The organism is Pseudomonadota bacterium (genome assembly GCA_041395565.1).
GTDB lineage: Bacteria > Pseudomonadota > Gammaproteobacteria > UBA9214 > UBA9214 > UBA9214.
In genome coordinates this window covers 159,877-172,589 of the sequence record JAWLAI010000004.1, presented here as the reverse complement: position 1 = coordinate 172,589, position 12,713 = coordinate 159,877, and the positions used below count along the sequence as shown (strand labels likewise).

The window sequence follows — 12,713 nt, the reverse complement described above, 5'->3', positions numbered from 1 at the left end:
ACTTTACTATCAGTACATAGATGCCGGCGCACTGGTACAGTCAGCACAGGTACCCGGCCCGGACAGTGGCACTGCAAGCCACGTGAGCTTCACCCTGGACCCCGGGAAAGTACGGAAATTGCGCGGCTGGAACATTCTCGAACTGACTGTCGCCCCCGGTCAGCGGCCCGGCCTCGCCAGCCTGGTATTCAGATTCGATGCCGACGGGACGACCAGCGAGACCGTCGAACTGCATTTCCGTCCCGGACGCACCGCGAAGCGTTTCTTCCTGCTTGACAATCGACCATCCGTGGCGGAATTGCATATCAGCGGGATAACCGACGCAGCAAGGATTTCGCACCTCCGTATCGCAGGCGTGCCCGCATTGTTCGCCACGCGCCGGATACTGCAAAAGCTTTCCCGCATCCACCCCCTCTTTTCCGGGGAGTCTGCGAGCGCCATCCGCAGCAGACTGATGTCATTCCCGGACAACAGGCACAAACCATACGCTCGCGCGCTGTACGATACCTATCGCTCGCTACTGGAACATAAAGCCAACCCGATCGACTACCTGCAGTGGATAGACAGGTTCGAACAAGTCTCCCAGCCGGATGCTGCGGAGATAGCCAGGATCGTTTCCCGATTCCAGCGGCCACCGGTCATATCCATCCTGTTGCCGGTATACAATACCGACCCCACCCTGCTTTCCCGTTGCATAGCGTCCGTGCGCGCCCAGTCATATCCGCACTGGGAACTGTGTATTGCCGATGACGCCTCGACAGATCCCGCGGTGCGCAGCACCCTGGAGGCGCTTGCCGCCACGGATGACCGCATCATAGTTACCTACCGCAGCGATAACGGCCACATTTCTGCAGCCACGAACACGGCGATGGAACTCGCCAACGGTGATTACCTGGCACTGCTCGATCACGACGACGAACTGGCCGAACATGCGCTCCTCCACATCGCGCAAGCCGTGCTCGAACACCCCGGGGCAAAGATCGTCTACAGCGATGACGACAAGATCGATGAACTGGACCAGCGCTACAATCCGCACATGAAGCCGGACTGGAACCCGGATCTGCTGCTGTCACAAAACTACATCACCCACCTGCTGGTGGTAAGTTCGGACCTGATGAAAAGTCTCGGCGGCATGCGCCCGGGTTTCGAAGGCAGCCAGGATCACGATCTGCTGCTACGCTGTGCGCAACGGCTGAAACCGGGAGAAATCGTGCATGTACCCCGCGTACTCTATCACTGGCGCGCGCAGGCTGGTTCGACCGCGCAGTCGCCCGCGAGCAAGGATTACACGACCGATGCCGGTCTGCGCGCCATACGCGACCATCTCGAAAGGCAGGGCCTGTCCGCCGTGGTAACGCCCGGACGAACGCCCAATACGTACCGGGTGAAATACCCGCTGCCCGCGCCGCCGCCACGGGTATCCATCATCATTCCGACGCGCGACCAGCCCCGCCTCCTGCGGGCCTGCATCGACAGCATACTGACGTCCACGACCTATCCGGATTTCGAAATCCTGATTCTAGACAACCAGACCTCGGATCCCGCCGCCCTGGAATATCTAGACCGGATTGCCGCAACCAAGGGCGTCAGCGTACTGCGCTACGACCACCCTTTCAATTATTCCGCGCTCTGCAACTTCGGCGCGCGCCAGGCCAGCGGCGATATCCTGTGCTTTCTCAATAATGATACCGAAGTCATCACACCCGAATGGCTGGAGGAAATGGTTGCACATGCCGTCAGGGAGGATATCGGTTGCGTTGGCGCCAAACTGCTGTATTCGGACGGTTCGATTCAGCATGCCGGCGTTATCCTCGGCATCGGCGGCGTTGCCGGGCATGCCCACAAACACGCCGACCGCAACACCCATGGCTATTTCTCGCGCCTGCATCTGGTTCAGAACCTGTCCGCCGTAACCGGCGCATGCCTCGTGGTCAGGCGGGAAATCTTCGAACAGGTCGCCGGCTTCAACGAGACCGACCTGCCCGTCGCGTTCAATGACGTGGATTTCTGCCTGCGTGTACGGCAGGCTGGTTACAGAAACCTGTGGACGCCCTACGCCGAACTGTACCATCATGAATCCAAGAGTCGCGGCATAGACGACGCAGGCGCCAAAGCCAAGCGCGCTGCCGCAGAAGCTGCCTACATGAAAAAGATCTGGGGTGATCTGTTATATACCGACCCGGCATACAATCGGAATCTTTCGCTGCTGCGAGAGGATTTCTCGCTGCGTATCTAGCATTACATTGATTTAGAAACCGTTATAGCTCCGAGTTACCCACAGAAAGTAGACACATTCCCTTAGTGAGATAAGATGCTAGTGGAGGTGTCACCATGTCGAAGAAGAAAACCAAGTCCTACCCGGAGTCGTTTCGCCGGGAAGCGGTGAGGCTGGCTGATCAACCGGACCGCACGGCGGCTGATGTTGCCAGGGAGCTAGGTCTGCATGTGGGCCAGATCTACAACTGGCGTACCCAGCTCAACAAGCTGTCGAAGAAGCAGTTTACCGTAGCCGATGGCACGAACTACTCGCAGGAAGAGAAGGCTGAGATTCGCAAGCTCAAGAAGCGTGTTGCAGAGCTGGAGCAGGAGCGTGATTTCCTAAAAAAAGCGACGGCGTACTTCGCGAAGGCCGACAAGCCCGGTACGCCCTGATCGAGTCCTGTCGGCAGGAGTTCCGGATCGACATGATGTGCCGGCTGTTGTCGGTGTCGCGATCCGGCTATTACGCCTGGCGCAAGCGCCCGGTTTGTCCGCAGCGCCAGCGCCGTACGCTGGTTGGTGAGGCGGTGGAGGCCGCCTATCATCAGTTCAGGCGGCGCTACGGTGCGCCGCGGCTGGTGGTGGAGCTGAATGAACGCGGCATTCCCTGCAGTTTGAACCATGTAGCTGATTTACTGAAGGAACGCGGTCTGAAGGCTCGTAACGGGAAGGGCTTCAGATACTTCCCTCGGGTCGAGTCGCAGACCAACGTGAACGAGAATCTGCTGGGCCGGCGCTTTGGCGCGGATGAGCCGAACCGGAAGTGGGTCTCGGACATCACCTACATCCGAGTGGGGCGTGTCTGGCTGTACCTGGCAGCAGTACTGGACCTGTTCTCCCGCAAGGTGGTGGGCTGGGCGCTGGACACCCACATGCGGGAGAGCCTGATTCTGGATGCCTTCACCATGGCGGTCGCACGCCGGGACCTGAAGGACAATGCCCTGATCCACTCGGATCGCGGTGTGCAGTACCGGGGTAATGAGTATCAGGACGTGTTGCAGGCGCATGGCGTTCGTTGCAGCATGAGCCGGAAGGGGAATTGCTGGGACAATGCGGTAATGGAGTCCTTCTTCAGTCGCCTGAAGGTGGAGCTGATCTATGCAGAGAACTACAAAACCGTTGCTGAAGCGCGTACCGGCATCTTTGAATACATTGAGATGTTCTACAATCGGGTTAGACGACACTCGGCCATCGGCTATGTCAGTCCGCATGAATATGAGCAGCAGTTCGAGAAATTAACCGTGTCCACGATTTGTGGGTAAGACCAAGCTCACGAATTACACCTTACGAACGATGATATTAGAAAAGCTTTTCAAGAGAGGCACCAGTACAAATGGGTCGCAGGAGTCGCGACAGAGTTATGATGTCATCTTCCATATAGGCGCACCGAAGACCGGCTCATCCGCAATCCAGAAGTTCCTACTCGAAAACAGACACAACCTGAACCGACTGGGATATTACTATCCTGAACACGGATTAGACGAAAACGGAATTTCCGGTGGACAGTCAATTTTGGGACTGGATATTGCCCACGATAAACCAGGCAACGCCCGACCTCTTCTTGAATCTTGGCATGCGCAGGCCTGCAGGCGCGGCCTGACCTTGCTGATATCAGCAGAATCCCTATTCAACCACCCTGAAAAACTAAAAAATCTAACCGGCGACTTGCGTTGCAAGATACTTTCATTCTACCGTGATCCCGTAGAAGCCATTTACTCGAACTATAATCAGTCGATCAAGAGGCACTTCATCACCGCAACATTTCAGCAGACCTGCGAACGAATACTAAAAACTGAACCTGACTTCTACACTGGTCGAATTTTCGCGCGATGGGCAGACTGCTTCGGCAATGAAAATGTTGTATTGATGGCGTATGATCTCGACCTGTACGACCAGACACCCATCCAAGCCACGTTCTTGTCTATGCTAGGCGCGCCAGAAGACGCTATTAAAAGACTTACGCCCGACAACATTTCATATGTCAACAGAAGTTATTCTCCTGGCGCTCTCGAACTCAAGAGACTTCTGAATCATGTACTGGACATAAGCAACAAGAAGCAGAACGATAAAATTGATCTTTTACTGCAGAAACACTCAGATGCAATTCAGCACACCACCCCGGATATGGGGACTCTACTGGATGCCAATACTTACACAATGCTTACTGAGAAGTTCCGTCATTCTATGCAGCATGCAGTAAGAGGCCTAATAGGCACTACCGAGCTATTACAAAGGAATACGCGCTCACACGCAAAAAAACATAGTATGCATAACTCTGATATTTACAAGGAAATGTTTGATCTTGTTAATGCACTTAGAAAAACCAATCCAGATCTATTCGAGTACATACACAAACAAACACTTCGCGCAATCGAAGCTCACACAATGACCTATTCGCACCTGAAACTCGCAGAAATAATCAATCTACCGATTCCATCCTCTCATCTTCGCGAGGCATGGTTCACCAATAGACAGCTTAAGATCATGGCCAGCGGAAAATATCAAGAAGTGCATTATTTGAGAGATATTGCACAACTTCTACTAGAAAGGAGAGAGTATCAATCGGCTTATTCACTAGCACTGCAAGCGAAGAAGTTGCGCCCTAAAGAACCAAATATACTGAAATTAGTCGAAGAAATTGAATGCAGATTAAATGAAACATCATAGACAAGATGTTTACTGTATGGACAATTAACTGAACCTACTACTTTATCAAGAATTTGGCATACTTGAAGTCTTGATAACCATCAACAACAGATTCATACACAATTCTTGAAAACTGTTTAATTACTTCATCCAGCGACTTGTTCACGTCTTCATACACAGGGTATTTCGAGCCGGTCATTTCCAGGGCGTCAAGTTTGCCTGAAAATCCGGCGACATCCTGCAAATATGGGTTGACACCATTCTTTGCTGTCAACCCTGCTCTAAAAAATCCTGTGAGCAAGTCCTTGACGATGTCATCCGTCGACTTGTTCGCATACCCCTTTCCCGATGTAATCCCGATATCGCCAAACACGCTGGCGAAGAAGTTCTCAACCAGCTTGGCACCGCGCTTCAGTTCATCGAAACTGAGTACACTCATCCGAGTTTTCGCGTCGACTATGCGTTGCTCCGCATTGCTGACCACGATTCTCGGGATGACAGCCTGGTGCCTGTATTTCTCCACGTCGTAAAAGCTGAACAAACCTGACTTGATATGCTCGCGTATCGAAGAGTAAATCCAATCATTCAACTGTCTCAGCACAACTACGAGCAGTACCTCATCGAAATACCGCAGCAAGATCTGCTTGAAATCCAGCATTATTCCGATCTTTCTGTTTGAAAACAGGGGCGAAAATTCCTCTGACGATAGGAATACTGTATGGCTCCCGTTTTCAATCGACTCGTCTACGACGGACTGTAACCAATCCTCCGCAAAGTTCAGATTCCCCTGCTGCAACTGTAATGCGAGACTCGCATGCTGACCTCTGAAAGCATCGTCTGGCCGATACGGATAATTGATCTTATTTGCCACTAAAAAATTTCGATTGGAACAGCAAGTACTCTGGATACTTGTGGAACCAGTCTTGTGAAGACCTACGTGGAGAACGAGTTGCATGCCAGGAATACCAGAAAATACCATCAGTCAGCCGTCTTGAATCGCTATCCAAGTCGACTATTTTTTCCTGAACACGACATGGATTCCCAGATGGCCATCGTGATCCGTCACCCGTACCGATAGATATGGATCTGAGATCTCTTGTATCAGCGCGAACACGCAGTTCAGGTCGTAGTCGAACATCGTGATTGCACCCGTCGCCCGTTCATCGCTTTTCGTTTTCAACTCGATCAGCGTAGATCCATCCCTGCGATAATACCCAGCCTTCGCCCGTTCGTGTTCGAAGAACTTCGCCGATTTGGCGTATGTCAGCTGTAGCGATCCAACACCACCCGCTTCCAGCAGATCGAGCAGCCGCTGAATGATCTGGTAACCTCGCGCAGGAGGGATATGCTGAAGAACGATGTACGAGTTGATAAAATCGAAGGTTCCCGTTACCTTGGAAAGGTTGTCATCACCTTTCACCAGTACCAGATTGGCAACACCCATCGCACTTGCATTGTCTGCGCAGATTTTCAGCATTTCATCGGATATATCAACACCCACGACCTCGTCATTTGCTATCCGTGCCATAGGAATGGCAAGACGACCCACGCCGCAGCCGAAATCGAGCCCGCGTTTGATTTTGAGATCTGCACCGAGATGACGGCGAACCACATTCATCATACCCTTGAAGTAGTTTTCACCGCTCGCAAAGAACGACTCTCTGTCCTGCTGTGATAGATTTTTCTTTTTGAACTGATCTACACTGAGCACACCCCAGTATGGAAATGTGCGAGCAACTTCATCCCAATCGCTGTCAGTATCTCTCATGAGCCTTGTTCCCAAACAATTCCAGATGCAACATATTGAATATAATGTAGTTCAACTACTATATCGTACAGTTTTCACATCCCCGCCGCCACAACATATGACATGAATCCGGTTCTGCGCATCCGGAATATCACAGCGCCATATTCACCGACAGGGGTATAGTACTCGTGGCGTTAGCCGTCACCTGCATTGCATCCAACCGGAATCCTGCCCTGTTCCTCCAGGACCCCTCATTCCGCTATCGCTGCGAAAATCTCGCATTGGCACTGCAGGACCAGGGCTGGAATTCCCAGCTCACGCATCTGCGTGACGGTACGACAGCACAAACCGGACAGGTTGTCGTGTTTCACCGTCCCAAGGCCAGCGCGCGGCTGGCATGGCTGCTGTGGCGCCTGCGGCGGCGCGGCGCTGTTCCCGTCGCCGATTTCGATGACCTGGTGTTCGATCCGGAACTGGCATCCCACAGCCCGGCTGTAATCAACGGCATCCTACCGCTGCGCAAGGTCCGACATGCCTTTGCCGCCCACGGCAAGGCACTCGAGTGGTTCGACCGAGTAACGGTATCTACCGTACCGCTGCAGGAGCACCTTCAACGCATATACCCGGCTCAACGGGTTACCGTGGTGCCGAATGCCGTGCATCACAGCTGGCTGCGGCACCCCATACCTGCCGCAGGACCAGCCGCGCCCAGGATCATTACCTATTTCCCCGGCACCCGCAGCCATGACCACGACTTCCAGATGATCGTCCCCGTACTGGAGCAACTGCTCGCGGAGTATCCGCAATTGCAGCTTCACATCACCGGACAGCTGCAGCCAAAAATGCATACGGCTCGGAAGCAGCTGGTACTGCACGAGCGAGTGCCCTTTACCGACTACGCCCGGTTTGTGCAGCGCGGCTGGCTTAACCTCGCCCCCCTGCAAGACACTCCATTCAATCACTGCAAGTCCGCGCTCAAGGCAATCGAGGCAGGCTTCTGGGGCATACCCACTGTATGCAGCCCCATTCCGGACATGCTGCGTTTTACCGCGGCCGGCGCCGCTATCGTGCCAACCGAGAGCGCCTGGTTGGAGACGCTCGAGCGCGTCCTCGATCCCTCAGCCTCACGGGCCGCGGCAGGAGAACTGCGTGAGCGCGTACTGGCTCTTGCCCACCCGGCACTCATGGCAGAGGCGTTTCTGACCTCGCTGGACTGACCGCCACAGGGTGTCGACGTGCCGGAGTAGGCTTCGTGCGTATATCGCATGCAATTCCCACCCTGCAACGTCCCTGTACGTAACCTGCAGCCGTAGTCGTCAACACCGCATACACCGGACCTGGTTTGCCGATGTGTACAGCGCGGCCCACCGGGAAACGGGGACAGGCATCAATCCTGGAGCTCTACCGATACGCGCGGAACTGCCCGGAAAGGCTCGCACCGTCCCGGGCTTCCTGCAACAATGACCCCGGGCCTGATTTTCTCATGGGTAAGAGCGCTTGCCGAACTCAGCATCACATCAAGGCATCTGCTTAGCGGCGCACTTTGGCACGGCATGGACCGACCGGGTCTACGGTCTGTGGCGGCGCCGGCGCGGTCACTACGACGCCTTCACGCTGGCCTGCCTGCGTCGCGCCTGGTACCGGCAGCCCGGGCTACGCAACCTGCTCGGCTACCTGGACTGCCGCCGCGCCTGCGGTTTTGCGCCCTCCACGCCACTCCTTGCACATCTGGCGCGCCTGCTCCCGCAGGCACGCGGGCGCGACCTGCACCGAGCGCTGAACCTGCTGCTGGAGGGCGCGGCCGGCCAGGCGCCGCTGTCCACGCTCGACCGGGCCACGTTGCGCGCTCTGGCCGGACACTCGCCGCCGCTGGCAGCCGCGCTGCTGGAAGTCGGGCATAGCCTGGAAGCACCGGCCATCACACTCGCCGGCTTGCACACGCAGCAACCGGCATGGCGTGCGGCATTCATCGAGCAGCTCACCGCGGTACGCGGTTCGATCTGCGTCGTGGGCAACGCCGCCAGCCTGGCCGGCGCCGGGCTGGGCGCCCGCATCGACGCGCACCGCACCGTGCTCCGCTTCAACCGCTACAGCGCGGCCGGCTCCGCTGCTGCGGACATCGGCACCAGGATCGACGTCTGGGTCTGCTCACCCGAATTCACCACCGCACACCTGACCGCGCACTGCCCTGCCCAGTGGCTGCTGCTGAGCGGAAACGACATGCGCTACCAGCTCTACGACTGGACGCGGCTGCTGCCGCTGCTCGCCGGCGGCTGCAGGGTGCTGACGGTACCGGGTACGGTTTGGCGGGAACTGGTCCGGGTGCTGCATGCGCCGCCGAGCGCGGGCGTGCTGTCACTGGCCTGGTTGATCGGCATCCTGGCCGGGGATCCCGCGGGCATCGCGGTGGCCGGGTTCCAAACCGGCCGGCAGCCGGTTGAGGCTAGCCGTGGCTACCATCACGCCGCGCCAGGGCAGCGTGCCGGGTCGCGCCATAACTGGCAGGGAGAGCTTCGCCTGCTGCAGCACTGGCAGCGGCATGGGCTGAGCGTGTTGGAGCCCACCTGACATCCAGCGTCACGAGCCGATCTTCCGGCAGGGGATGCTCCCCGACCATCTCCCCGGCAAGCGCCTGCTGCAGACGCCGCAGGTCCAGGCCGGTCTTGCTCCTCATGCCCGGGGCTGGTCTGTAGAAACTGCCGTTGAGCTGGCTGGTGGCCGCCAGATAGGCGCGGAACTGCGCGTTGAAGGTGCGGTCCACGCGGCCGGGATTGGTCCAGAAACTGTCGAGACTGTCCTGGCAAGTCAGGCCGGGCATGTCGTACACCGCATGCCCCAGGGTCTTGACCGGCGTGTTGTGCAGCAGCGAGGACAGCCCCGCGGTGCTGTTGACGACCACCGTACCGATGGCATGCTCGAGCAGCGTCGGCAGGTGCAGGTCGTGCACGTAATACACGCGGCCCTCGACACCGTAGCGACGCACCAGCTTCTGCACCAGGGAGGTGTAGTCGGAATAGCCCCGGTCCAGCGGATGATGCTTGAGCACCAGCAGGGTGTCGGCCGGCGCATGCCGCGCGAAGGAGCCGATCACCCGCCGTACGAACGATGCCGCCGAGGCAATCGTATCGCAGGTGCGGATCTGCCCATCGCAGTGCACCTGCAGCGGTGCCAGGTAGAATTTACCCGAGTAGCGTCCGCTCAGTTCCGCCAGCAGCCTGCGCTGCAAGAACTGGTACTTGTACTTGCGGAAGGCCGCACGCAGCCAGAGGTAGGCCTCGTGATACGGGTTGAACGGCCGGTGATGCCGGTAGTGCGGAAAGAACCTGCGTCCAAGCCAGCCGGCGATGTAATACCAGTTCGCGTACCAGCCGGCATAGCCGAACCCGTGGCTGATGGGGCGTGGTTGCGGCTCATCGGGCGCGCCGGCATGGCGATAGAACGCCGGGTCGCGCGAGAGCGGCGAACGGCCGTTGACCCCGCCCGCCTCGAGGGTGATGTAGTACGGGCGCAGGTAGCCCTCCTCGAACACACCGACCTGCACCTGCAGCCGCTCGGCGACGGCACGCGCCAGCGCATGATAGGCACGGGTATCGCCGAACAGGTAGAGGGTGTCGATATCCCAGGCACGGATACGCTCGGCCAGAAACGCGGGCCACTCTTCGATCCGGCCGGTGAAATTGACCGTGCCCGGCCCGCGGTAGTAGAGCCAGTCGCCGGCATTGAGGTTGATCTTGTAGACCTGCGAACCCTGTGATGCCAGGTCGTCGGCCAGCCGCCGGAAGAAAGGTCCCATCGGACCCTGCAGCAGCAGCACGTTACCTGGCATAGAAAATTCCGTTTATTAGATTCATGAGCCTCGTGGCCACTCGTACATGCCAGGGCAAGAGCACCGCCTGCTGCCGCTGCGCGCCGGTACGACGCTGCACGAGCTCCGCCAGCACGGTACCTGCCGTCGTGAAATGCCCGCTCGACAGATCAAGGTAGCGAGGATACCGCATCAGGCAGCCGGCGACCAGTTCATCGAGCGTGAGCCGGCGCTTGCGCCGCTCGAGTTTATGCCGGTCCTCGGTCAGCCCCCAGCCGGCATAAAACGGCAGACCGTAGGTCACCACCCGTTTGCCCCGCAGCAGCGCCTCGAAACCTGTCAGGGATGTCATGGTATGCACCTCGTCCGCCGCATCCAGGCAGGCCACGATCCCGCTGTCGGTGACCAGTTGATCATACCCGCCGAGGTCCCCGGAACCTGCGACCCCGTCACGGTTTCCGCTCACCACGTCCGGGTGCGGCTTGTAGATGACCCAGGCATCGGCTGCCGCGGCCCGCACCGCGCGCAGCAGCTCGGCATCCGTGCGGATGTCGACGCTGCCCTGGCGGATCGAGGCATCGGTCTCGACCTGGCCGGGGACCAGCAGCACGCGTTGCCCCGGGAGTGCGCCGACCGCAAGCGGGCCGCCGCGGCCGACATTGTACTTGCTCAAGCCAAGATCGACAATTTTTTGGCGCAGCTCGCGCGCCGCCGCCAGCTCGTCATCTGCAAAATCGCCGGCATCGAGGATGCCCTCCAGCTCGCTGGGTCGGGTGGGATCGAAATAGATCCCCTGCCGGTCCAGCACCAGCGACGCCGGTGCAGTCAGGTCGGAACCCAGCCCGACCGAGCGCAGAAAGCCGTCCTCCATGCGCCAGACGGGGATGCCGCTGCGCCGGGCCAGCTCAGCCAGGCCGGGCGGATCACGCATCCCCCACACCACGATGCGGGCATCCGCCGGCACGTCCCGCTGCAGCGGTCGCAGCCCGCGCACGAACCGGATCCGGTTCCACGGACACTGCAGAAAGCGACGGGCATAGCCCCGCTTCCACAGCGTGAAGCCGTAGCAGTACAGCGTGCCCGCATTCTGCCGGAACAGCCGGCGCTGCAGGTCGAGATGCTCGATCACCGGTTCGATGCCGCAGGCGACGCCGGTGGTCGGATGCCGGTAACGTGCGTACAACAGGTAGGCCGCCGCGAATACCTGTTCCAGGCTGCGTCGCTGCCGGCGCCGCGGGATGCCGATGCGATCGTCGGTCAGTCCCCAGCCGGCATAGAACGGCGCGCCGAAGCAGGTGACCGGCGTTCCCGCGAGCAGTGCCTCGAAACCGGTCAGCGAGGTCACCGTATAGACGTGCCGCACCTGCCGTACCAGCTGCGCCGGATTGCAGTCCTCCGCCAGCAGCCTGACCCGTGCGTCGGTGGCGGCCGCGAGCAAATGCCCGCGTTTCTTGCCCGCGATCACGTCCGGGTGGATCTTCACCAGGATCTCCGCGTCCGGATGCTCGGCGAGCGCAGCGTTCAGCATGGCGGCAAAGCTGTCCGCGCTCGCCAGCCCGCCGATGATGGACAGGTCGCCCGCCGTCTGGTCGACGACCAGCACCTGTGGCCTTCCGCTCGGCGGCAGCGTCACGTCGGGGCTGCTATTGTATTTGGACAGCCCGCACGCCGTCAGTCGCGACATGCAGGCGCGTGCACGCACCAGCAACGCGGCATCCTGCAGCGGGTCCGCCCCGGCCGCGGACAGCGGCGGATCGGGCTCAACCGGCAGCGCCGCGACCCGCTCACCGTTGAGCAGCAGTTCCAGCCGCGATGGCCGCGTGGCGTCGTAGTAGATGCCGAGATCGTCGATCACCACCGACAGCGGCGGATCGCCGCGCACGCCCAACCCCACCGAACGCAGGAAACCGTCCTCGACTGACAGATATGGCAGGCTATGCGCCGCTGCATAGCGGCGGGCACGGCACGTGTTGGGCTTGCGCCCCCAGCCGACCACGCACAGCTGTCCGCTCGCCGGCGACCGCGCGCCGCGGTACGCCAGCACGGACTCCACCCCGAGCAGCTGTGCCAGGTAAGGGATGCGGGCGATGCCGCGGGAAAATGTCAGCGCGCGCACGGACATCGACGGGAGTCAGTGTCGGGGAACGGTGGCGGCGCCGTTTGGCCGCTGCGAGGGAGATTGCCACGCCCGGGGTCGGACGGCACTATTACACCCTGCCGGTCGCTGCCCGGCAACACCCGTACCGGAACCGACAC

Annotated in this window: 9 protein-coding genes and 1 pseudogene; 6 read left to right on the top strand and 4 right to left on the bottom strand. The window is 59.0% G+C overall.

Annotated elements, in window-relative coordinates; all coding sequences use genetic code 11:
- Positions 1 to 82: 82 nt before the first annotated feature.
- From R3F42_06690 to R3F42_06675, 4 genes are all read left to right on the top strand, one after another.
- Positions 83 to 2,236 carry a glycosyltransferase family 2 protein gene (locus R3F42_06690; GenBank protein ID MEZ5541713.1) on the top strand — a complete coding sequence of 718 codons (2,154 nt, stop codon included), beginning with the start codon at positions 83 to 85 and terminating at the stop codon, positions 2,234 to 2,236.
- Between the two features lie 95 nt (positions 2,237 to 2,331).
- The gene (locus tag R3F42_06685; GenBank protein ID MEZ5541712.1) at positions 2,332 to 2,652 is read left to right on the top strand and encodes a transposase; all 321 of its coding nucleotides are present in this window, start codon (positions 2,332 to 2,334) and stop codon (positions 2,650 to 2,652) included.
- Positions 2,649 to 3,521, top strand: a complete 873-nt coding sequence (locus tag R3F42_06680) for an IS3 family transposase (protein ID MEZ5541711.1) — start codon at positions 2,649 to 2,651, stop codon at positions 3,519 to 3,521. The genes R3F42_06685 and R3F42_06680 overlap by 4 nt, the downstream gene beginning before the upstream one ends.
- The gene (locus R3F42_06675) at positions 3,514 to 4,926 is read left to right on the top strand and encodes a hypothetical protein (protein MEZ5541710.1); all 1,413 of its coding nucleotides are present in this window, start codon (positions 3,514 to 3,516) and stop codon (positions 4,924 to 4,926) included. Before R3F42_06680 ends, R3F42_06675 begins: the two co-directional genes overlap by 8 nt.
- A 37-nt stretch (positions 4,927 to 4,963) precedes the next feature.
- Here the strand turns inward: R3F42_06675 and R3F42_06670 are convergent, their stop codons facing one another.
- Positions 4,964 to 5,776, bottom strand: coding sequence for a hypothetical protein (locus R3F42_06670; protein MEZ5541709.1), 813 nt, complete (start codon positions 5,774 to 5,776; stop codon positions 4,964 to 4,966).
- 141 nt (positions 5,777 to 5,917) lie between these two features.
- Entirely contained in the window at positions 5,918 to 6,673 is a 756-nt protein-coding gene (locus R3F42_06665) for a class I SAM-dependent methyltransferase (GenBank protein ID MEZ5541708.1), read from the bottom strand.
- 167 nt (positions 6,674 to 6,840) lie between these two features.
- On the opposite strand from R3F42_06665, the gene R3F42_06660 reads away from it, so the two are divergent.
- Entirely contained in the window at positions 6,841 to 7,869 is a 1,029-nt protein-coding gene (locus R3F42_06660) for a hypothetical protein (protein MEZ5541707.1), read from the top strand.
- A 790-nt stretch (positions 7,870 to 8,659) separates the two neighbouring features.
- A pseudogene (locus tag R3F42_06655) lies at positions 8,660 to 8,812 on the top strand (glycosyltransferase family 29 protein).
- Between the two features lie 283 nt (positions 8,813 to 9,095).
- On the opposite strand, the gene R3F42_06650 reads toward R3F42_06655, so the two are convergent.
- Both R3F42_06650 and R3F42_06645 read right to left on the bottom strand, forming a co-directional pair.
- Entirely contained in the window at positions 9,096 to 10,478 is a 1,383-nt protein-coding gene (locus tag R3F42_06650) for a capsular biosynthesis protein (protein ID MEZ5541706.1), read from the bottom strand.
- Positions 10,468 to 12,579 (bottom strand): capsular polysaccharide biosynthesis protein, encoded by a 2,112-nt coding sequence (locus R3F42_06645; GenBank protein ID MEZ5541705.1) that lies wholly within the window; start codon positions 12,577 to 12,579, stop codon positions 10,468 to 10,470. The genes R3F42_06650 and R3F42_06645 overlap by 11 nt, the downstream gene beginning before the upstream one ends.
- Between the last annotated feature and the right edge of the window lie 134 nt (positions 12,580 to 12,713).